Origin of the sequence: Pseudoflavonifractor sp. AF19-9AC (genome assembly GCF_003478995.1) — a bacterium.
Classification (GTDB): domain Bacteria; phylum Bacillota; class Clostridia; order Oscillospirales; family Oscillospiraceae; genus Lawsonibacter.
Window position 1 is genome coordinate 25,698 of sequence record NZ_QUGI01000010.1, and the last position, 22,068, is coordinate 47,765.

Below are 22,068 nucleotides of genomic sequence, written 5' to 3' on the forward strand. Positions count from 1 at the left end.
ATTGTAAATTATCCCCTCGGACGGGCCAGAAAGCGGGTGCCCACGCCCTTGCCCTCCACAATGTCGTAGAGCACATCCGGGTTCTCGCCGTTGGCGATGACCATGTGGCACCCCGCCTGGGTGACCATGCGGGCCGCCCGCAGCTTGGTCTCCATGCCGCCGGTGCCCAGGTCGCTGCCCTTGCCGCCGGCCAGGGCCTCAATCTCCGGGGTGACCTCCTCCACCACAGGCAGCAGCCGGGCGTTGGGGTCGGTGCGGGGATCGGCGGTGTAGAGCCCGTCGATGTCACTGAGGAGCACCAGCAGGTCCGCCCGCACAGAGCAGGCCACAATGGCGCCCAGGGTGTCGTTGTCGCCCACCTTGATCTCGGCGGTGGCCACGGTGTCGTTCTCGTTGATGACGGGCAGCGCCCCCAGCTCCAGCAGGCGGAACATGGTGTTTTCAAAGTTCTGCCGCCGGTCGGCGTGGTCCACGTCCTCTCCGGTGAGCAGGATCTGGGCCACAGTGTGGTTATATTTGGTGAACAGCCGGTCGTAGGTGTACATCAGCTCGCACTGGCCCACAGCGGCCGCCGCCTGCTTGGTGGGCATGTCGGTGGGGCGGCCGGGCAGGTTCAGCTTGCCCACGCCCATGCCGATGGCTCCCGAGGAGACCAGAATCATCTCATGCCCCGCGTTTTTCAAATCGGACATCACCTTCACCAGCTCCTCCACGTGGCGGATGTTCAGCCGCCCGGTGGCGTGGGCCAGGGTGGAAGTCCCTACCTTTACTACAACTCTCAAGGATCACACCTCATTTTCCCGCCGCTTCGGCCCGGCCTCAGCCCTGGCCCAGCTGCAGCGTCTTTTCGTAGGCGGCAATGACCGCGTCCATGGCGGCGGCCCGGAAGCCCCGCTCCTCCAGCAGGCGCACGCCCTGAATGGTGGTGCCGCCGGGGGAACACACGCCGTCCTTCATGTCGCCGGGGTGGATGCCCGTCTCCAGCAGCAGCTTGGCCGCTCCCTTCACCATCTGGGCGGTGTACATCTGGGCCTTGTCCCGGGGCAGGCCGCAGGCCACGCCGCCGTCGGCCAGAGCCTCAATGAGCAGGGCGCAGAAGGCCGGGCCGCAGCCGGACAGGGACATGGCCGCGTCGCACAGGTCCTCGTTGATCTGATCCACCAGGCCGGCGGGTGTCAGCAATGTCTTGAAGTCCTTCAGTTCCTCCTCCGTCACGTCCAGCCCGCAGTACTGGATCACCCCCGCGCCCACAGCCACAGGGGTGTTGGGCATGAGGCGGATGACGGGATACTTGCCCCCGGCCATCTCCTGGATGGTCTGGGCAGACAGGCCGGCAGCCATGGAAGCCAGCACAAACCGGTCCTTCCGGGCGGCCAGAACGGGGGCCAGGTCCTTCAGCACCCGGGCCATCACCTGGGGCTTGACCCCCAGGAAAATGATCTGGCACTGCTGGGCCACCGTCCGGTTGTCCGACAGCTTGGCGTCCAGCTCCATGGCTAGCTTCTTGGCCTTCTCCGGGGACCGGTTGGCCAGATACACCGGCGCTCCCGCCGCACCTTTGGCCGCCGCCCGGGCCAGAGCCCCGCCCATATGTCCGGTACCAATAAATCCAATGGATTGAAACATCCTGATTCTCCTCCCTTTGGGCGGCCGGCACAGCGCTCCTGCGGGCCTTCCCATCTCTGCTTTCATCATAACACGGACAGGCTACAATTCAATACATTTTCTGTTAAGAATTCAGAAGATCGCTCCTCAGCCTTGGAGAAAAAACTCCTCACCCATTGCATCGCACAGGGGCCACCCCTGCATGGATTTCAGGTCCGAATCGATCCGGGCTCCTGTCTCGCCAGCCCGCCTCCAATTTGCCCGTTGTGCATTTTGTTAAATTTTTATCATTTTATTGTTAATTTTTTCACTTATCTGTCAATTTCAACAAGATTTTTGAAGTGTTTTTTCTTTGTTTAGCGCGATAAATAACTATATTGAATTTTGCTCAACATAAGTGCGGATCTCCTGAAGCATTTTCTCACATGCAAGAGAGAGTCTTCTTCCTCGCAAAACGCCCACTCCAATGGTGCGGTAAATGTTGTTTTCAATGGGGTAGACCTTGTAGTGTCCGGCGCAGTGCTGCAGCACCAGCTCAGGCATAATGCTGCACCCAATTCCATTTTCCACCAGGGCCAGCACCGAGTGATCCAGGGTAATAAAATAGGTCGGACTGGGCTCCAGCTGATTGCGGTTCATAAACTCCTGGGTGGTACGGTCATACCCCCGCTGGGACAGAATCAACGTCATTTCCTTTAAATCCTGGATGGTCACATAGGACCGATTGGGGGGCACATAGTCTGTGGGCGTGACGCACAGCAGCCGGTCGTGGGCCAGGGTAATCGTGGAGAATTTATCGGAGGACGGAAGGGACAAAAACCCCATATCCAGTGTATTTTCCAACAGCATACGCTCAATTGCTTGATATCCTTCCTGGTACACCCGCACCTCAATGTTGGGGTACTTGACCCGGAAAGACTGCAGGATGCCGGGAATCCAGTTGCGGCACACGCTGTCTACCACACCCACATGGACGACGCCCTTTTCCAGTCCCTTGATTTGAGACACATACTCCTGCAGATGGGCTTCCTGGGCCAGAATTGCCCGGATCTGCGGCAGCAGCATCTGCCCGTCCGCGGTCAGACTGGCCCCGGTCCGGTCCCGGTACAAAAGTGGAAAGCCAAAGGTGCGCTCCAGAGCACTGATGGCGTGACTGGCTGCCGATGGCGTGATATGCAGCGACTCAGCTGCCTTGGTCATGTTCCCATATTCTGCTATGGCAGAAAATAATTGATAAGCCCCCAAGGACATGGCAAACGCTCCTCCTTATGTGAATTTGTTTCAACATTATCCATAATATTATGATATTTACTAAATGTCAAGAATCCGCTATGATGTTGCCATCCAATCCAGGTACTCACCAAATCCTAACGAAGTCCGGAGGTTCGCGTGCTATGAGCAGAAACGTTCTCATTACCAATCCAACACTCCACCCCAACGCAAAAAAGACTCTGGAGGAACTGGGCTTTTCCGTATTCATTGCTTCGGATCCCTCCGAGGACGCCCTGATTGCACAGATCAACGAGCACCAGATTGTGGGCATGTTTGTCCGCATTGAGAAAATCACCGGCAAAATCTTTGATTCCTGCCCCAGCCTGCGCATTGTCGTGGAAAACGGCATCGGCGTGGACAACATCGACGTGGCTGCCGCCACCCGCAACGGCGTACAGGTTGCAAACCTGTCTCTGGGCGCTCTGGCCGTGGCCGAGCACACCATGGCTTTTCTGCTGGCCCTGGGCCGGGACCTGCGCCGGAACGACATCACCACCCGGGCAGGCCAGTGGCTCTCCTTCAATCAGCCCTCCTTCAACAGCGTCCCCATCATGGGCAGCAAACTGCTGATCGTGGGCACCGGAAACATCGGCCGGCAAGTGGCCAAGCGGGCAGCCGGCATGGGCATGGAGCTGCTGGGCTTTGACCCCTACCTCTCCCGGGAGCGCATGGCGGAGGCCGGCATCCGGAAGGTGGAGACCCTGGAGGAGGGTCTGGCAGAGGCGGACTTCGTCACCGTCCACATGCCGCTCACCGACCAGACCCGGGGCATGTTCTCCACCCAGCAGTTTGCTCAGATGAAGGACAGCGCCTTCTTCGTAAATGTGGGCCGCGGCCCCATTGTGGATGAGAAGGCACTCTATGAGGCGCTGAAAAACCACGAGATCGCCGGCGCCGCCCTGGATGTGTTTGAGCAGGAGCCCACCCCGGCGGACAACCCCCTCTTCACTCTGGACAACATTTTGTTCAGCGCCCACGTGGCAGGCACCCACAAGACTCTGATGGCCGACCAGGCCATTCTGGGCGCCCAGTCCATCGCGGAAGCCATCGACCGCCAGGGACTCTACGCTCTCAATGTAGTCAACGAACGGCAGCTTCAGGCACAAAAGCCGTAAATCCATGATTTTAAACAGCAAAGGAGACGACGTATCATGAAATTCCAAGGTATCCTGACCGCACTGGTCACCCCCATGAACGATCAGTTCCAGGTAGACGAAGAGCAGCTGCGCCAGCTGGTCCGTCTGCAGATCGAAAGCGGAATTCACGGCCTGGTTATGCTGGGCGGCACCGGTGAATACGCCGCGCTCTCCGCTGAGGAGCGCCAGCGTGCCGTGCGCATCGCCAAGGAAGAGGCGGCCGGGCGGGTGCCCGTGGTGGCCGGCGTGCTGGAGCCCGGCTTCGGCGAGTGCATGAAGGCCTGCAAGGCCTTTGAGGCCATGGGCGTGGACGCGCTGCTGGTGCTGACTCCCTTCTACCTCAGTCCTTCCCAGCCCGGAATTATCGACTACTTCCAGCGGGTGGATCAGGCTGTTCACACCCCCATTATTCTCTATAATATCCCCTACCGCACCAGCGTCAACATGACGCCTGAGACGGTGGAAACCATCGTGAACACCACCAAAAACGTGGTGGGCATCAAGGAGTGCTCTCCCGATCTGGGCCAGAACATCGACCTTCTCCGCCGCGTGGGCGACCGCATCTCCGTACTCAGCGGCGAGGAGTTCTTGGCCGGCAGCGTCATGACCTACGGCGCCTGCGGCGGCATCATTGCCACCGCCAACGTTCTTCCCAAAATCTGGCTGGAGCTGTATAATAAAGCCTCCTCCGGTCAGTACAAAGAGGCCGCTGACCTGGTCAAGACCTACATCCCCCTCTTCAAGGCCCTCTTCCGCGAGGCCAATCCCGGCCCCATCAAGTACGCCATGCGTCGGTTGGGTCTGCCCGGCGGCCGCGCCTGCACTCCCATCCCCGCCGATCCCACTCCCGAGACTCAGGCTGTCATCGACAAGCTCCTGAAGGAGTTTGGTCTGCTCTAATCGGTACTGCGGTACGCATGCCGCCCCGGCACCGCCGGGACGGCATGCTCCGCTTCTCTTCACAGGCCCATCCGGGCGGGCCTCACCCCACAGCTCCCGGAAACCCAATTCCTGGTAGGATGAGAAGGAGGTATTCAGGTATGTTGAAATTCGTTCGCTCAGCGGCAGCCGCCGCCTTATCCCTGGTCCTGGTCCTGGGCCTGTCCGCCTGCGCCGACATTGACGGAAACGGCGATGCAAAAGTGCTGAAAATGGCCCTGGAAATTGCCCCCAATGCCCTTACCACCCAGATGGCCCAGCAGGCTGCCGACCAAATCAAAGAGGAGACCAATGGCTCCGTGGTTGTGGAGATTTACCCCTCCGGTCAGCTGGGCTCCCAGCGTGACTTTATTGAAAGCATGATACTGGGCACCATTGAAATCGGATATGTCAGCGCCTCCTCCGTGGAAAATTTTGAGCCCGAGTTCGTTCTCTATGACATCCCCTTCACCGTTTTTGGTCCCGAACACGCAGAAACACTCTGGAACAGCGACATCAGTCTGGAGGTCCAGCAGCGCTTTCTGGAGGAGCAGGGCATCCGTACCCTGGGCATGATCGACTGCGGCCCCCGCAACATCTACACCACCGAAGAGGTGCATTCCTCCGGCGATTTCTCCAAGCTCACCATGCGCGTGGCCGACGTGGCCGGCCTCATCAACCTCTTTGACGCCCTGGGTGCAAACCCCACGGTGACGTCCTTTAACGAGATTTATACCGCTATGCAGACCGGCGTGGTCAATGGCTTCGAAATCGGTCTGGAAAGCGTTTTGTCCAACAACCTGCAGGAAGTTGTGGACTACTGCGTAGAAACCTGTCACACCTACACCATCGACTGCTTCCTGATGAGTGAGAAGGCCTATCAGCGCCTGACCCCGGAGGAGCAGGAGATCGTCACCCGCGCCTTTGCCCAGGCCAGCGCCGACCAGCGCCGGATGTTCAATGAGAATCTGGTCGGGTATAAGGAAGAACTGGCTGCCGCCGGCGTTGAGACCATCCAGCTCTCCGACGAGGAGATGGACAAGCTCAACGAGATGGCCCAGCCCGCCATCGAAAAGTCCATCAGCGGCATCTTTGATCCATCCATCGTGGACGAAATCCGCGCCATGGGCTGACCGGCTTTGTCCATATGCTTGTTCATTAAGGAGGCGATCTTGTGAAAACCCTGTTTCATATCTACGACAAGGTATTGAAAGCCCTTTTGTGCTGCGCCACCGGCGGCTTTATCGTTATCTGCCTGCTTCAGATCTTTTTCCGCTATGTCCTGCAAAACTCCCTGGTCTGGTCCCAGGAGGCCTGCAACCTGCTGTTCTTCCTGTCCATCTTCCTGGGCTCCGCCGTATGCGTCACAGAGCGGAAGCACATCACCATCGACCTGGTTCTGGAGTATCTCCCCTTCTCCGTCAAGCGCTACTGGTTCCTGGTGATCTACGGAATCATGCTGGCCTTCTCCATCTACATGGTCTTTACCGGCTATGACATGGCCCTGGCCTTTGCCCACCAGGTAACTTCTACCATGAAGCTCAGCTACTACCACGTCTATCTGGCAATCCCCATTTCCTGTGCTTGCATGGCCATCAATGTGGTGCGGGTGGCCGCCTACGATTTCTTTGTCGCCTATGCACCGCAGAATGATCCAAAACGGAACAAGGAGGGTGGTAACGCATGAGTGGTCTGACCGCATTGATGCTCATTTCTTTCCTGGTGATGGTTCTCATCGGTGTCCCCATCACCTTCGCCACCGGCGCCGGCGTCATGCTGTATCTGGTGCTGGGCGGCAACATCCCCGGTACCCTGTTGGCACAGAGAATGTACAACTCCTCCGTCAGCTTTACCATGCTGGCTGTCCCCCTCTTCATCATTGCCGGTGAGCTGATGAACAAGGCGGGCATAACCAAACGCATTGTCCGATTGTCCTCCGCCCTGATGGGCCACATCTGCGGCAGTCTGGCCCATGTGACCATTCTGGCCAGCATGATGTTTGCCGGAATGTCCGGCTCCTCCGTGGCTGCCGCCTCCTCGGTGGGCGGTATGCTGATCCCCGCCATGAAGGAAGACGGTTATGACGCCAGCTTCGGCGCCGCTCTCACCGCCTGCTCCGCCACCATGGGCCCCATTATCCCCCCCAGCATCGCCTTCATCATTTACGCCTCCATTACCGGTGACTCCGTGGGTCAGCTGTTTTTGGGCGGCATCATTCCGGGCATCATCATGGGCATCAGTCTCATGGTCATCGCCTATCTGATTGCCAAAAAGCGCAATTATCCGGTCCACGAGCGCTCCAGCACCGCTGAGAAGCTTTCCGCCGTAAAGGGCTCTGTGCTGGCCATCCTCATGCCGGTCATCATCGTGGGCGGAATCATGACGGGTATCTTTACCTCCACCGAGGCCGGTGCCGTGGGCTTGTTCTACGGCCTGCTGGTGGGCCTGTTCTCCCGCGAGCTGTCCATCAAGGACATTCCCACCGTTCTGGCCAACGGCGCCATGACCTCCGCGGCCATCATGTACATCATCGCCACCTCCCAGGCTCTGGGCTGGCTGCTCACCATTGAGCGTCTGCCTCAGGCACTGGTGGCCTTCCTCTCCAGCCTCACCTCCAACAGCACCCTCATTATCTTTATCATCCTGGGTACCCTGCTGATCATGGGCTGCTTCCTGGTGGATACCGCCATGATCACCATCATGACCCCCCTCTTCATCCCCATCGTGCAGACCTACGGCATTGACCCCATCCAGTTCGGCGTGGTCATGGTCATGATGACCACCGTGGGCGGCATCACTCCCCCCGTTGGCAACCTGCTGTTTGTGGCCAGCGGCATCGCCGGGACCTCCGTCATGCGTACCGCCAAGGCCATGATTCCCTTCGCCTGTGCCCTGCTGTTCTCCATGGCTCTGTGCGCCCTGATTCCGCCTCTGGTTACATTCCTGCCCAACCTCCTGGGCTGATACCACACCTTTGATATAAGAAAGGAAGTCTTTGCTATGCCCAATGCCTATTTTACCATCGACCGGCCCCAGAACGATCCCTTCCTGGGGTATCTCCCCGGCAGCCCGGAGCGGGCCGCGCTGAAGGAAGAACTGGAGAAGCAGGCCAACCAGGTCGTTAAAATTCCCCTGATCATCGGCGGGAAGGAAGTGTGGACGGACCGGACCATCCAGGTCACCATGCCCCATGACCACCACCACGTTATTGCCGAGTGCTGCATGGCCGGCGAGGCCGAACTGAAGATGGCCATTGACGCCGCCCTGGCCGCCAAGGCCGACTGGGAGGAGATGCCCTGGGAGCACCGCAGTGCCATCTTCCTGAAGGCCGCCGACCTCATCACGGGCCCCTACCGCAAGGTGCTGAACGCCTCCACCATGCTGGGTCAGTCCAAGACCGTGTTCCAGGCCGAGATCGACATTGCGGAGCTGGCCGACTTCCTGCGTTTTGGCGTGTGGAGCGCCCAGGAGATCTTCCAGGACCAGCCCGCCAGCAGCCAGGGGATCTGGAACCGCCAGGATTACCGCCCGCTGGACGGCTTCATCTGCGCCATCTCCCCCTTTAACTTCACCTCCATCGGCGGCAACCTGCCCACCGCCCCCGCCATTGTGGGTAACGTCTCCCTGTGGAAGCCCTCCCGCACCGCCGTCTTGTCCAACTACTACTACATGAAGCTGCTCATGTGGTGCGGCCTGCCCGCCGGCGTCATCAACTTTGTCCCCTGCTCCGGCTCGGATATGTCCAAGTATGTGGTCAGCCACCCCAAGATGGCCGGCTTCCACTTCACCGGCTCCACCGCCGTCTTCCAGAGCGTGTGGAAGCAGGTGGGCGAGAACATCGCCTCCTACGCCAACTACCCCCGTCTGGTGGGTGAGACCGGCGGCAAGGACTACATCTTTGCCCACCCCTCCGCCGATGTCCAGCCGCTGGCCGCCGCTCTGGTCCGGGGCTCCTTCGAGTACCAGGGCCAGAAGTGCTCCGCCTGCTCCCGGGCCTTCATCCCCGCCAGCCTCTGGCCCCAGGTGGAGCCCCTGCTGAAGGAGCTCACCGCCTCCCTGAAGGTGGGCGACGTGCGGGAGTTCGACACCTTTATGGCGGCCGTCATCGACCAGGCCTCCTTTGAGACCTGCAAGGGCTATCTGGACCGGGCCAAGGCCTCGCCTGAGTGCGAGATCGTGGCCGGCGGCGGCTATGATGACAGCAAGGGCTGGTTCGTGGAGCCCACTGTCATCCGCTGCAGCTCCCCCTACTACGAGTCCATGGTGCAGGAGATCTTTGGCCCCATCGTCTCCATCTATGTCTACGACGACGACAAGCTGGACGAGACTCTGCACATCTGCGACACTGCCTCGCCCTACGCCCTCACCGGCGCCATCTTTGCCCAGGACCGCCAGGCCATCGTGAAGATGGAGCGGGCGCTGCGCAACTCCTGCGGCAACTTCTACATCAACGACAAGTGCACCGGCGCCGTGGTGGGCCAGCAGCCCTTCGGCGGCGCCCGGGCCTCCGGCACCAACGACAAGGCGGGCACCTCTCTAAACATCATCCGCTGGGTCAGCGCCCACGCGGTGAAGGAGGCCTTCTGCCCCTCGCCCGCCATTGCCTACCCCTACATGTCTCAGCCCTGAATTCACCTTTCTCTTTTCCATCTCTTTCTTTCCCGCGAGGACAGGAGGGGACGGCCCCAGGCCGTCCCCTCCTCAGTCCGTCAAAAATCCCCTTTGGAATTTTTGACAGACTGAGTCCCGTTACTTTTTTGCCCCGACCCGGGCAAAAAAGTCCTCGCTTTGCTCGCCGCAGTCCTTGCGCGGCAAGGGCTGCGGGGGATTTGATCCCATACGAGGCGGGCTGCCGCCCCCTCGAGCTCCCCCACTCATTCCGGAAGCAAACGCCTCTTTTCAGAGGTTTCTCCACACGCTGAGGAGGGGACGGCCCCAGGCCGTCCCCTCCTCCCTTTTTCTTTCTAAGAAAATCTTAAACCCTTCTTAATTGTTTTTCCCCCAAAACTCCGATATACTACTGTGTACTAGTACACTTCATACAGTTTGTCCGGCCAACGCCGGACCTGTGGGAAAGGAGACGGCATCCATGCTGAATCTGGATTACCGGGACGCCCGCCCCATCTATGAACAGGTAAAGGACGGGCTGCGCCGGCTGATGGTGTCCGGCGCCATCCGGGAGGGGGAAAAGCTCCCCTCGGTACGGTCCATGGCCTCCTCCCTGGCCATCAACCCAAACACCATTCAGCGGGCCTACGAGGCCCTGGAAGCGGAGGGCTACCTCTACTCGGTGCCCGGCAAGGGCTCCTTCGCCGCCCCCCACACCGGGGTGGACGGACGGCGAAGGGAGGAGCTTCTGGAGGTCTTTGACCAGACCACGGCGGAGCTTCTGTTCCTGGGCGTGACGGGAGACGCCCTGCGCACCCGCATCGGGACAAAGGAAGGGGGATGTGTCCAATGATCAAGGTAAACAATCTGGTCAAGACCTTTGACGGCTTCCGGGCCCTGGACGGGCTGACCATGACGGTGGAGCCCGGCTCCATCTATGGCCTGGTGGGCCCCAACGGCGCAGGCAAATCCACGGTGCTGCGCCACATCGCCGGGGTCTACCGCCCCGACTCGGGCACCGTGCTGGTGGACGGACAGCCGGTCTACGAAAACCCCGCCGTCAAGCAGGGCATCGCCGTCATCCCCGACGAGCTCTACTACTTCAACTCCGCCTCCACCCGGGACATGATGAAGTTCTACCGGGGCATCTACCCCCAGTTTGACGATAAGCGCTACCAGGCCCTGCGGGAGGCCTTCCCCGAGGTGGACGACCGCACCCCCATCCGCCGCCTGTCCAAGGGCATGCAGAAGCAGAGCGCCTTCTGGCTGGCCCTGTGCTGCGCCCCCAAGCTGCTGGTGCTGGACGAGCCGGTGGACGGCCTGGACCCGGTGATGCGCCGCCAGGTGTGGTCCCTCCTCATGGGAGACGTGGCCCAGCGGGGCACCACGGTGCTCATCTCCTCCCACAACCTGCGGGAGCTGGAGGACGTGTGCGACCATGTGGGCATCCTCTCCCACGGCAAGGTGCTGCTGGAGCGCTCCCTCACCGACCTGCAGGACAACATTGTGAAGCTGCAGATCGCCTTTGCCCAGGCGGAGCCCCCCGCCTTCCCCAAGGACCTTCACATCCTCCACACCGCCCAGGTGGGCCGGGTGTTTACCCTCATTCTCCGGGGCAGCCCCGCGGACATCAAGGCCCGCATGGCCCCCCTGAACCCCATTTTAATGGAGGCCCTGCCCCTTTCCCTGGAGGAAATCTTTATCTATGAATTGGGAGGTGAGGACTATGCGGTCCGGGACATCGTTCTTTAATTCTGCCCTGTGGCGCAAGACCATGGGCCGGTTCTGGCCCCTGTGGGCCCTGTACGCCGCAACGTGGACCTTCGCCCTGCCCCTGTATCTCCTCAACCAGTTTGTCAGCGGCCGCACCCGGGGCTACGGCGCCGGAAGCGTTCAGGACTGGATGCTGTCAGCCGCCCAGGAATTTCCCACCTGGCTGACCTTCGGCGTGTGGGTGTCCTGCATCTTCGGCCTGCTGTGCGCCATGGCGGTGTTCGGCTACCTTTACAACGCCCGCTCCAGCTGCGCCATGCACGCCCTGCCCCTGCGCCGGGAGGGGCTCTTTACCACCCAATACCTGGCGGGACTGTCCTTCGGCCTGCTGCCCCACCTGGCGGTGGCCCTGTGCACCGCCGCCATTGAGATGGTGCTTCTGCCCCCCCACGCCTGGCTGGAAGCCCTGTCCTGTCTGGGCATCTGGCTGCTGGTCCAGAGTGCCACCTTCCTGTTCTTCTTCTCCTTCGCTGCCTTCTGCGCTATGTTTACCGGCCACCTGCTGGCCCTTCCCGCCTTCTATGCCATCCTCAACGGCCTGGTGTGGGGGCTGTACGGCTTGCTGACCCTCCTCTTCTCCCAGTTCTTCTACGGGTACAGCCCCTCTGCCTCTTCCGCCCTGGCCGACTGGCTCACCCCCCTCTACACCCTGTCTGACGCCTGCCGCTGGCACTTTGTGGAGACGGCTGACTATATCACAATCCCCGGCTCCTACGAGCTGGCCTCCCCCCTGACCGTAGCCGGCTATGCCGCCGCCGGTCTGGTGCTGGCTCTGCTGGCTCTCCTCCTCTACCGCCGCCGGCACGTGGAGTCCGCCGGAGACGTGGTCTCCTTCCGGGTGGTGCGCCCCATCTTCCAGTGCGGCGTCACCTTCTGCGTGGGCCTCTCCTTCGGCATGGCCACCGCCCTGTTCTTCTCCTGGTCGGACCACGCCGCCTTCCTGTCCGTGTGCGTGGTGCTGTGGTCGGTGGTGGGCTTCTTTGCCGCCGAGATGCTGCTGAAAAAGTCCTTCCGGGTGCTGGGTGCCTGGAAGCGGGGCCTTATCGCCCTGGTGGTCATGAGCCTTCTGTGCGGCGGCTGCTTTGCCGACGTCTTCGGCATCGAGACCCGGGTCCCCAAGACGGACCAGGTGGCCTCCCTCTCCGTTGTGCTGGACATGGGCGAGCCCTATGACGACGCCCGCCAGCTGGCGTTGGAGCTCACCGACCCGGAGGACATGGCCCCCTTTATCGCCCTGCACCAGTCCATCGTGGCGGGGCGGAGCCGGGCCCAGTATAACTCCCCCACCTACGACCCCGGGGACAACTACTTCTCCCTGTCCCTGTACTACACCCTGGGCAACGGCACCACTGTGAACCGCCAGTATCACTCCATCCCCATCTATCGCAGCGAGTTGGAGGATACCAGCACGGTGTCCGGTCAGTACTTCGCCCTGCTCCAGAACCGGGAGATGGTGGCCAAGGCCTACGACTTTGACCGCTATGGGGCGGGCCGCCTGGTGGAGGTCTGCCTCTCCGGGGTGGAGCTGCCCCAGGTGGAGGGCAGCGGCCAGGATCCCCAGTACCAGGACCCCTACTTCCTGGAGAACGCCACTCCCCAGCAGCTGGAGCAGCTGTGGCAGGCAGTGCAGGACGACTTTGCCGCGGGCAGCCTGGGCGTGCGCTATGCCCTTCCCGACCAGGCGCGCTGGGACAACACCTATCAGACTGACCTGCGCTTCACCTTTGAGCTGCCCCGGAATTCCCCCGACTCGGCGGAGAATACCTACTCCTCCGACCTGTCCATCACCCTGACCCCCAACGCCAAAAATACCCTGGCCTGGCTGGAGCAGTACGGCGGTCTGGGCACCCAGTACTACCTCATCGCCCATGAGAGCGCCGACACAGGCCTCCCCGGCACCCAGAGTCAAACTCAGGCGGCAGAACCCAGTGCCGCAGTGTATCCGCTGGGATAACCCATCTGCCCCACATTCTCTCTCGCCGCCCGGAGCCTCTGTTCCGGGCGGCGTTTTTTTCAAAAAACCGCAAATTTTATTTTTTGTGAAAATTTTAACAATTTTGTGGAGAATGGAGAGGGTTTCTCCCCCTTTTTCGGTCGTCCTTGTCACTCTCAGACAGAAATACAGCCAGAAAGCACAGAAAAATTGATTGCTTTTTGGAGCCCGCTCCGATATAATCAGCATAAGAGCGGAAATTCCGGGCGTCCTCTGGGGCGTCAAAACCAAAATTTGGAGGTTTCAGACATATGAAGGAAGTCTATGTTGTCAACTGCTGCCGCACCGCCATTGGTTCCTTTGGCGGCTCTCTGAAGGACACCCCCGCCGCTGATCTGGGCGCCATCGTCATCAAGGAGGCCCTGAACCGCGCCGGCGTCAAGCCCGAGCAGGTGGACGAGGTCATGTTCGGCTGCATCCTCACCGCCGGTCTGGGCCAGAACGTGGCCCGTCAGGCCGCCATCAAGGCCGGTGTGCCCACCTCCGTCCCCGCCTACACCGTTGGTATGGTGTGCGGCTCCGGCATGAAGTCCGTCATCGAGGGCGCCCGCACCATCATGGCCGGTGACGCCGACGTCATCGTGGCCGGCGGCACCGAGAACATGTCCGCCGCCCCCTACGCCCTGCCCGCTGAGCGCTGGGGCGCCCGCATGGGTGACAAGAAGGTCGTCGACACCATGATCAAGGACGGTCTGTGGGACGCGTTCAACAACTATCACATGGGCACCACCGCCGAGAACATCTGCGACGTGTGGGGCATCACCCGTCAGGAGCTGGACGAGTTCGCCGCCTCCTCCCAGAACAAGGCTGAGGCCGCCCTCAACTCCGGCCGCTTCAACGACGAGATCGTTCCCGTCATGGTGAAGCAGAAGAAGCAGATGGTGGAGTTCAAGGTGGACGAGTTCCCCCGCGCCGGCGTCACTGCCGAGGGCATTGCCAAGCTGAAGGGCGCCTTCCCTGTGGGTCCCGAGTCCCCCGCTCCCCAGGTTGTCCACACCTTTGAGCCCACCGGCATTCAGGACTCCGCCGACAAGGGCCAGCAGCGCGTCACCGCCGCCAACGCCTCCGGCATCAACGACGGCGCCGCCGCCATCATCCTGGCCTCCGGCGAGGCCGTGGAGAAGTACGGTCTGAAGCCCATGGCCAAGCTGGTCTCCTGGGGCCAGGGCGGCGTGGATCCCAAGATCATGGGCGTGGGCCCCGTGCCCGCCTCCCGTCAGGCTATGGCCAAGGCCGGCCTGACCATCGAGGACATGGACCTGGTCGAGGCCAACGAGGCCTTCGCTGCCCAGTCCATCGCCGTGGCCCGCGAGCTGAAGTTTGACATGAGCAAGGTCAACGTCAACGGCGGCGCCATCGCTCTGGGTCACCCCGTGGGCGCTTCCGGTGCCCGTATCATCGTCACCCTGCTCCACGAGATGCAGAAGCGCGACGACGCCAAGAAGGGTCTGGCCACTCTGTGCATCGGCGGCGGCCAGGGCGTTGCCACCATCTTCGAGAAGTGCTGAGTCATTCCTGCACTTGCCTTGCCTTGTGATCTGGCAGGAATTTTATAAAGCGAAAACCCCCGGGACGCGGCAGTCCCGGGGGTTTTCGTGTTTTCAGGCGGGTTGTTGGGGTTGGGAATATTTGCTGTGGATGGACGGCTCGGGGGATGCAAATCGGACGCTGCCCGCCCCGGCCCGCCGGGCATAGCAAAACCCGGACGCCAGCTCCAAAGCGTCCGGGTCTCACCGTTGAAAAAGAGGATTAAAATGAAACGAACTGTCTCTTGCAGATTTTATAATACACGGAAGTTGTGAACAATTCCAACCTGAATTGTTACATAAGTTTTAATTTTCCAAATTGTCTGGCGGAGTTTGGCATGATACGATTGGGATATGCCCCATGCTGAATGAAACGTGAAAAAGAGCATGGCGCCTGCGGGCGGGACAGGGGCAGGGATATTTCGCCTCCGGGCGAGTGACTTTCTGTACAGACAGAAAGTCACCAAAGAACTGTCTAGGGGAAGGGGGATTTTGATTTCCCCCCTCCCCCTAGATACCCTATCCCCTTGAAACGACCAATCAGGGGGGACTGCGGTCCCCCCTATTGGATGTACCCCCCGGGAGATGGCGGTGCCCTAAACGATTCAGTGGAAAATCGAAAGGAGCAGGTGACGAGACACGCCACCAGGTGCAGCATCGGAACACGGGTACATTTTACGGCGCGGTTCCGGCAATCCCGCGCACGTCCCAGCGGCGGGATCGTCCACCTGAGCCCTCCCGCGAGGGCTGGAAGTTAGGCGCAATGTTTCTTGTAGAAGCAGCTGGTCATTCAACCGCCTCTTAGCGGCAGCGGTTGGCGTATAGACACGCATCCTGGGCTTTTCCCGCGCCGGTTGGGTACCTTCCGACCCTCTTGATGGCTCCCCCGTAAAATAATGGGGGTCTGGGGGAGGCGGCATAAAAACACGGAGTGTTTTTCCAGACGCCGTCCCCCGGCGGCGTTTTGCCTACTTTGCCGCCGTGGGCAAAGTAGGTCGCCCGCAGGCGAAATCCTCTTTCCACATTTGGGCCAATAACCCAGTGAACCAACTGTACGCTGTTCTTCCCTGCATCCAATCCCCCCCGCCAAACCTCGTACAAAAAGGAGGAAGGGCCAACGGAGCGGTCCGTCGGCCCTTCAAAATTGGAGGATAGAATGAAAAGATGTTCTTGCCTTGCAAGTATCAGTATATCCGGGGTTTATTAAAAAAGTCACCTTCAATTGTTACAAAAGCTTTAAATCTTTCCCCACAGGCCCCCGCAAATGTTCAAAAAAATCCTGCAGCACCGCCCGGCACTCCTCCTCCAGGGGCCCCTGATAGATGCGGGGGTGGTGGTTGAACCGCTCCTCAAAGAGGTTGAGCACCGAGGTGCAGCACCCCGCCTTCTCATCCCGCACCCCGTAGCGCACCGTCTCAATCCGGGAATTGATGATTCCCCCGGCGCACATGGGGCAGGGCTCCAGCGTGACATACAGGGTGCAGCCGTGGAGCCGCCAGCTCCCCAGCCGCTCACAGGCGTCCCGGATGGCCTCCAGCTCGGCGTGGGCGGTGGCGTCTCCCCGCTCCTCCCGACGGTTCCGGCCCCGGCCCACGATCTCCCCGTCCTTCACAATGACGCAGCCCACGGGCACGTCGCCCTCCAACCCCGCCTGGCGGGCCAGGGCCAGCGCCTCACGCATATAGTCCTCGTGGTTCATTCTTCCATCTCCCGCATAAAGACCAGCACACCGTTTTGGTTCATGCAGAACTGCCAGCCCTCCTGTCCCAGCTGGTTCCACTGCTGCTCCATCTCCCGGAGCTTTTTCCCCCAGTCCAGGCCCAGCGGGGTCTTGATGTCCGCGAACTTATATTCAAATTTTTTCATCTCTCTGCCCCCTTTGCCTCAGTTTACACAAAAGCAGGGGCTTTTTCAAGGGGGCTCCTGTTTGCCTCCGGCCTACCCTGTCTTCATGGTAAGCAGGGTGCGGGCCACGTTGTCCGCCCACATCCGGGCCCCGTTGATGGCCTCGGTGAGGGTGTTTCCGTGGCCTCCCACCTCCACCAGGATGGAGCCGGGGGACACCTGCTGGTTGTAGCTGCTGCTGCGCAGCACAATGGGCCGGGCCAGGCTGGTGTAGCCCTGGAGCAGCGACTTCTGCAGCTGCACCGCAAAGGCCAGATTGTCCTGCCACCGGGGATGGGCCCCGGAGTTTTCATCGCTGCCGATGACCATCATCACCTGGGCCACCTTCTGCCCCGCCTCGGTGGTCACCAGCTTGTAAATCTCGTTGTTGCTGCCCACCAGGGCGTCCCGGTGTACGTCCAGCACCACCTTGATAGTGGGGTACTGCTTCAGCCACTCCTCCACCCCCGCCAGGGAGCGCTCATAGGCCCCGTTGTAGGCCGGGTAGTCGTAGAGAGTGGTGTCGTGGACCACCTGGAAGCCGTGGGCCCGGAACACCGTGGCCATCTCCTCCCCCACCCGCACCACGTTGTGGGTGCAGTCGGTGGTGCGGTAGGGGTCGCTCTGCTCATACACGTCCCCGTCCGTCTGGCTGTAAGCCTCGCTGCCGTGGGTGTGGACAATGAGAATCTGCGGGCCCTCCCCCAGGGGGACATCCACCGTCCCCGCGGAAAACACCGAGGCATCCAGCTCCTTCTTCGTGCGGTTGTAGAGATACAGATCGTCCTGGCGGATGTACTGGCTGCCCTCCTTGCCCTGGGCCGTCATCTCCACAATGTCCCCCTCCTGGGCCGGGGGCTGCAGGTCGGGCTCCTCCTGGTCCTCCCCGTCCTGGTCCAGAATCTCCGGGTCCTGGTACTGCAGGTCCTCCCCTCGGCTCTCCCGGGCGGAGGCCACCGCCTCCTCCCCCGCCGCCAGCAGGGCCGACTGCCCCAGCAGCAGCCGCCCCCAGCCGGAGAAGGTCTCCCCCTTGGTTCCGGGCAGCGCCCCCAGCTGCCGCTCCAGCAGCGCCGCCGCCCCGCCGGTCTCCGCCCCCCAGGCGGCCGCCGCGCCCCCAAGGGCGGAAAAATCCACCGTCATGCCCACGCCCCACACCCCGATGAGGGCCAGGCCCAGGGCAACGCCCCGCCGCAGGGCACGTCCCACTTGTCCGTTTCCTTTGTTCTCCGCCACCGTATAGTCTCCCTCCTTGTCCGGCCAATGGGCTGTGTAGCCATCTTATGCGGCGGACTCTGGAGATATGTCCAGGCCTTCGGCCAATGAAAAACACCGCGCCCGTCCACACAGGACGAGCGCGGTGTGATGGATAAAAGCTTTCCCGGGAAACTCCTTACCGCTCCTCGCGGAAGTAGTTGAGGCCCAGGGCGGCGGGCTGACCGCTGCCCTCCCGGTTTCGGATGGAGGAGACCACCAGCACGATGGCGGTGATGATAAAGGGCAAGGCCTTGAAGAGGTGGGGCGGCACGGCGTTGAGCCAGCCCAGCCCGTCGGGGAAGGCGGAGGCCAGGGTTCCGGCATACACCTGGAGGGTGTTGAAGAAGCCGAAGACCACGGTGCCCAGGATGGCGTACAGGGGGTTCCAGTTGGCGAAGATGACCAGGGCGATGGCAATCCAGCCGTAGCCGTTGACCCAGCAGTTGGAGCCCTCGAAGGAGCCGCTCATGTTGAGGGCCATGTAGAAGCCGCCCAGGCCCATAATGCCCGAGCCCAGCATCAGGTTCAGGTACTTATAGAGCAGGATGTTCACGCCCACGGAGTCGGCGGCGCCGGGGTTCTCGCCCACCGCCCGCAGCTTCAGGCCCATGCGGGTGCAGGACAGATACCACCAGGCCAGCACGGCGATGGCCAGGCCCAGGTAGACCAGGGGGTTGTGGGAGAAGAGCACCTTGCCCACCACCGGCAGGTCGGAGAGCACCGGGATGTGGATCTCTCCAAAGGCGGCGGACAGGCCGGGGGCCTGCTGCATGGTGGGCCAGTTCTGGCCCACGCCCTTGCCGATGAAGAAGTAGAGGCCCACGCCGAAGGTAGTGATGGTGAGGCCGGTGACGTTCTGGTTGGCCTGGAGGGAGACGGTGAGGACGGCAAAGAGCAGTCCGCACAGGGCGGCGGTGAGGAAGGACACCACAAGGCCCACCAGGATGTTGTCCGTCCAGGCTCCGGCCAGGTAGCCGAACATGGCGCCCACGGCCATGGTGCCCTCCACGCCCAGGTTCAGGCTGCCCGCCTTCTCGGTGATGATCTCCCCCACCGTGCCGTAGAGCAGGGGGATGTTATAGACAATGATGTTGAACAGAAACAGGACCAGAATGCTGGCCGCGCTGGTATCGTTCATTTTGCCACCTCCCCGGAGTGGGCGCTGCGCGCCAGTTTAAAGCGGGTAAAGAAGTCTGCCGCCAGCACCGCGAAGAGGATCATGCCCTGGAGCAGGTCGGCAAAGTTGGCGTCCACGCTGGAGTAGGTGACGCTGGCCGCCTGGGCGCCGTACTGCAGCACGGTGATGAGGGCGGAAGCCACCAGGATACCCAGCACGTTCAGCTTGGCAAGCCAGGCCACGATGATGCCCGTCCAGCCCACGTCATTGGTGAGGGAGGTGGACAGCACCCCGGCGGAGGAGACGCAGAAGGCGCCCGCCAGGCCGATGAGAGCGGCGGAGAGGAAGACGGTTCGGATGACGATGGCGCCCACCTTCATGCCGGCGTACTTGGCGGTGTTGGGGCTGTCGCCCACCACGGCGATCTCATAGCCCTGCTTGGTGTACTTGAGGTACACGAAGATACCCGCGCACAGGGCCAGGGCCACCAGCAGGCTCACGTTCAGGGAGAACTTGCCGAGGGGAATGGTGAGCATCTGGGCACCCTCGGGGAAGGTCATGAACCGGGGGCGGGGAGACTGGGGATCCAGGAAGAAGTTCCAGGCGCCCCGGGTCTCGCCGAAGAAGGCCAGAAGATAGAGGGCCATGTAGTTGAACATCAGGGTGAGCAGGGTCTCGTTGGTGCCGTAGCGCACCTTCAGAATGGCGGCGATGACGCCATAGAGGCCGCCGCCCAGCATGCCAGCCAGGGCCATGAGCAGCAGCACCACGATCCGGGGCAGGCTGTCCCCCAGCTGCATGGCCACCGCGCCGGCGCACAGGGCGCCCAGAGTGAACTGACCCTCGCCGCCGATGTTCCAAAAGCGCATGCGGAAGGCCAGCGCCAGGGCCAGAGAGGTGATGAGCAGGGGCACGAAGAGCTTGATAAAGTTCTCCACATTCTTATAGGCGAACTTGTTGTCCAGAAGGCCCAGGGTGAACATCTTCTGGTAGAAGGCCCCGAAGGGGACCCCCATCACGGTGAGCAGCACAGCGCCCACCGCCACGGCGATGACCACGGCCAGCACGTAGGCCAGCACCAGCTGGCCCCGGCTCACATGGTCCCGCTTTACCACATGAAAAAGCGGCTGTTTCGGTTTCATTCTTCGACCTCCTCTCCAAAGCGGGTATCCTTGGCGATGCCCTTGGCGTGGCGGCCCTCGTCCCCGGTGAGGTCCAGGGCGCCCGTCATCATCAGGCCAAGCTCCTCCTTGGTGGTCTTGTGGGCGTGGACCACGCCCATGAGCCGGCCGTGGCACAGCACCATAATCTTATCGCACAGGGCCATCATCACGTCCAGGTCCTCGCCCACGAACAGGATACCCACCCCGTCCTTCTTCTGGCGGTTGAGGATGTCGTAGATGGCGTAGGAGGAGTTGATGTCCAGGCCACGCACCGGGTAGGCGGTGACCAGCACGTTGGGGCCGGCCTTGATTTCCCGGCCCAGCAGCACCTTCTGCACGTTGCCGCCGGACAGACGGCGCACCGGGGTCTCCGCCGAGGGGGTGACCACACCCAGCTCCCGGATGACCGTGTCGGCCTCCTCACGGCCCCGCTTCCGGTCCACGAAGATGCCCTTTCCGTCCCGGTAGCTCTTCAGCAGCATGTTGTCGATGATGGACAGGGAGGGCGCCAGGCCCATGCCCAGCCGGTCCTCGGGGATAAAGGACATGGAGATGCCCTTGTCCAAAATGGCCTTGGGGGAAAGGCCCACGATGTTCTCGCCCTTGTGGATCATCTGGCCGGACTGAATGGGACGAAGGCCCGCGATGGCCTCGCACAGCTCCTTCTGGCCGCAGCCGGCAATGCCCGCCACGCCCAAAATCTCGCCGCCGCGGATGTAGAAGTTCACCTTGTCGATGGCCACGGCGCCCTCGTCGTTCTTGATGGTCAGGTCCCGGATCTCCAGCAGGGGCCGGGTCTTCTCCACCTGGGGCCGCTGGATGTTCAGGTCCACCTTCCGGCCCACCATCCACTCGGTGAGCGCCTGCTCGTTGGTGGTGGCGGTGTCCACGGTGGTGATGTACTCGCCCTTGCGGAGGATGGCCACCCGATCGGAGATCTCCAGCACCTCGTTGAGCTTGTGGGTGATGATGATGACGGCGTGGCCCTCCGCCTTCATCCGGCGGAGCACGTCGAAGAGCTTCCGGGTCTCCTGCACCGTCAGAACGGCGGTGGGCTCGTCCAGGATGATGACCTTGGCCCCGTAGTAGAGCACCTTCACAATCTCCAGGGTCTGCTTCTCGCTGACGGCCATGTTGTAGACCTTCTTCTCCGGGTCCACATCAAAGCCGAACTTCTCCGTCACCTTGCGGATGCGGTCGTAGCGGCTCTTGTGCAGCAGAAAATCCTTCTCCTGGCTGCCCATCCAGATGTTGTCCGCCGCCGAAAACACGTCCACCAGCTTGAAGTGCTGGTGCACCATGCCGATGCCCAGCCGCTTGGCGTCCTCCGGGGACTGGATGGACACCGGCTTGCCGTCCACCAGAATCTCACCCGCGTCCGGGCGGTAGATGCCCGAGAGCATGTTCATCAGGGTGGTCTTGCCCGAGCCGTTCTCACCCAGCAGGGCCAGAATCTCCCCCTGGCGCACCTTCAGCTCCACGTTGTGGTTGGCCACCACGCTGCCGAAGGCCTTGGTGATGCCCCGCATCTCAATGGCGTACTGCTCCGCCATGGAATTCCCTCCTTTTTCTTTTCCCTCCGCGGCCGTCTCCGGCCCCGGGAAACAGGAGACAACGGACATGTCCTTCTGTCCGCTCTCTCCCGCCCCCCCGCACGCTTTCTTGAAAGAAAGCGTGGCAAAGAACTTTGCGGGAAACTTCGTTTCCCTTCTGCGCTCGTGGGCAAAGGCTTTGGTCAACGAAACCGTCTCCCTCGCCTTTGGGTTTTTCCCTTTTTTGGGGGCGGCCCAGGGCCGCCCGCTCCAAAATGGGGTCCGGG

Annotated in this window: 20 protein-coding genes; 11 read left to right on the forward strand and 9 right to left on the reverse strand. The window is 61.6% G+C overall.

Annotation, left to right across the window (positions count from 1 at the left end):
- Positions 1-8: 8 nt before the first annotated feature.
- The 3 genes from proB to DWX58_RS14355 all read right to left on the reverse strand — a co-directional run bounded on the left by proB (position 9) and on the right by DWX58_RS14355 (position 2,856).
- Entirely contained in the window at positions 9-782 is a 774-nt protein-coding gene (gene proB, locus DWX58_RS14345) for a glutamate 5-kinase (RefSeq protein WP_118645066.1), read from the reverse strand.
- Between the two features lie 37 nt (positions 783-819).
- The gene (proC, locus tag DWX58_RS14350; RefSeq protein WP_118645069.1) at positions 820-1,626 is read right to left on the reverse strand and encodes a pyrroline-5-carboxylate reductase; all 807 of its coding nucleotides are present in this window, start codon (positions 1,624-1,626) and stop codon (positions 820-822) included.
- Positions 1,627-1,977: 351 nt separating this feature from the next.
- Positions 1,978-2,856: a LysR family transcriptional regulator gene (locus DWX58_RS14355; RefSeq protein WP_118645072.1), complete on the reverse strand. Its 879-nt coding sequence runs from the start codon at positions 2,854-2,856 to the stop codon at positions 1,978-1,980.
- Positions 2,857-2,999: 143 nt separating this feature from the next.
- Between DWX58_RS14355 and DWX58_RS14360 the strand changes: the two genes are divergently transcribed.
- The 10 genes from DWX58_RS14360 (at position 3,000) to DWX58_RS14405 (ending at position 14,813) form a co-directional block, all read left to right on the forward strand.
- Positions 3,000-3,992, forward strand: coding sequence for a hydroxyacid dehydrogenase (locus DWX58_RS14360; RefSeq protein WP_158579304.1), 993 nt, complete (start codon positions 3,000-3,002; stop codon positions 3,990-3,992).
- A 36-nt stretch (positions 3,993-4,028) separates the two neighbouring features.
- On the forward strand, positions 4,029-4,913 hold the full coding sequence (gene dapA / locus DWX58_RS14365) for a 4-hydroxy-tetrahydrodipicolinate synthase (RefSeq protein WP_118645078.1): 885 nt from the start codon (positions 4,029-4,031) through the stop codon (positions 4,911-4,913).
- Positions 4,914-5,053: 140 nt separating this feature from the next.
- The gene (locus DWX58_RS14370) at positions 5,054-6,064 is read left to right on the forward strand and encodes a TRAP transporter substrate-binding protein (RefSeq protein WP_158579305.1); all 1,011 of its coding nucleotides are present in this window, start codon (positions 5,054-5,056) and stop codon (positions 6,062-6,064) included.
- A 41-nt stretch (positions 6,065-6,105) separates the two neighbouring features.
- A complete protein-coding gene (locus DWX58_RS14375) occupies positions 6,106-6,618 on the forward strand; it encodes a TRAP transporter small permease (RefSeq protein WP_118645084.1) in 513 nt (170 codons plus the stop codon).
- Positions 6,615-7,895 carry a TRAP transporter large permease gene (locus DWX58_RS14380; RefSeq protein ID WP_118645087.1) on the forward strand — a complete coding sequence of 427 codons (1,281 nt, stop codon included), beginning with the start codon at positions 6,615-6,617 and terminating at the stop codon, positions 7,893-7,895. Before DWX58_RS14375 ends, DWX58_RS14380 begins: the two co-directional genes overlap by 4 nt.
- Before the next feature lie 36 nt (positions 7,896-7,931).
- The gene (gene pruA, locus DWX58_RS14385) at positions 7,932-9,560 is read left to right on the forward strand and encodes an L-glutamate gamma-semialdehyde dehydrogenase (RefSeq protein ID WP_118645090.1); all 1,629 of its coding nucleotides are present in this window, start codon (positions 7,932-7,934) and stop codon (positions 9,558-9,560) included.
- Positions 9,561-10,020: 460 nt separating this feature from the next.
- Entirely contained in the window at positions 10,021-10,392 is a 372-nt protein-coding gene (locus DWX58_RS14390; protein WP_118645093.1) for a GntR family transcriptional regulator, read from the forward strand.
- Positions 10,389-11,291 carry an ABC transporter ATP-binding protein gene (locus tag DWX58_RS14395; protein ID WP_118645096.1) on the forward strand — a complete coding sequence of 301 codons (903 nt, stop codon included), beginning with the start codon at positions 10,389-10,391 and terminating at the stop codon, positions 11,289-11,291. The genes DWX58_RS14390 and DWX58_RS14395 overlap by 4 nt, the downstream gene beginning before the upstream one ends.
- On the forward strand, positions 11,266-13,266 hold the full coding sequence (locus DWX58_RS14400; RefSeq protein ID WP_118645099.1) for a hypothetical protein: 2,001 nt from the start codon (positions 11,266-11,268) through the stop codon (positions 13,264-13,266). Before DWX58_RS14395 ends, DWX58_RS14400 begins: the two co-directional genes overlap by 26 nt.
- Before the next feature lie 290 nt (positions 13,267-13,556).
- The gene (locus DWX58_RS14405; RefSeq protein ID WP_118645102.1) at positions 13,557-14,813 is read left to right on the forward strand and encodes an acetyl-CoA C-acetyltransferase; all 1,257 of its coding nucleotides are present in this window, start codon (positions 13,557-13,559) and stop codon (positions 14,811-14,813) included.
- Between the two features lie 1,243 nt (positions 14,814-16,056).
- On the opposite strand, the gene DWX58_RS14410 is transcribed toward DWX58_RS14405, so the two are convergent.
- The 6 genes from DWX58_RS14410 to DWX58_RS14430 form a co-directional block, all read right to left on the reverse strand.
- Positions 16,057-16,530, reverse strand: coding sequence for a nucleoside deaminase (locus DWX58_RS14410; protein WP_118645105.1), 474 nt, complete (start codon positions 16,528-16,530; stop codon positions 16,057-16,059).
- Positions 16,527-16,697, reverse strand: a complete 171-nt coding sequence (locus tag DWX58_RS15455; RefSeq protein WP_199648861.1) for a hypothetical protein — start codon at positions 16,695-16,697, stop codon at positions 16,527-16,529. The genes DWX58_RS14410 and DWX58_RS15455 overlap by 4 nt, the downstream gene beginning before the upstream one ends.
- 72 nt (positions 16,698-16,769) lie before the next feature.
- Positions 16,770-17,948 (reverse strand): stage II sporulation protein P, encoded by a 1,179-nt coding sequence (spoIIP, locus tag DWX58_RS14415; protein ID WP_118645108.1) that lies wholly within the window; start codon positions 17,946-17,948, stop codon positions 16,770-16,772.
- A gap of 157 nt (positions 17,949-18,105) precedes the next feature.
- Positions 18,106-19,107, reverse strand: a complete 1,002-nt coding sequence (locus DWX58_RS14420; RefSeq protein ID WP_118645111.1) for an ABC transporter permease — start codon at positions 19,105-19,107, stop codon at positions 18,106-18,108.
- Positions 19,104-20,228 carry an ABC transporter permease gene (locus DWX58_RS14425; RefSeq protein WP_118645114.1) on the reverse strand — a complete coding sequence of 375 codons (1,125 nt, stop codon included), beginning with the start codon at positions 20,226-20,228 and terminating at the stop codon, positions 19,104-19,106. Before DWX58_RS14425 ends, DWX58_RS14420 begins: the two co-directional genes overlap by 4 nt.
- Positions 20,225-21,802 (reverse strand): ABC transporter ATP-binding protein, encoded by a 1,578-nt coding sequence (locus tag DWX58_RS14430; protein WP_118645183.1) that lies wholly within the window; start codon positions 21,800-21,802, stop codon positions 20,225-20,227. The genes DWX58_RS14425 and DWX58_RS14430 overlap by 4 nt, the downstream gene beginning before the upstream one ends.
- Positions 21,803-21,869: 67 nt before the next feature.
- Here DWX58_RS14430 and DWX58_RS15475 point away from each other — a divergent pair.
- A partial coding sequence (locus DWX58_RS15475) for a hypothetical protein (RefSeq protein WP_207664071.1) occupies positions 21,870-22,068 on the forward strand: 199 nt, incomplete at its 3' end.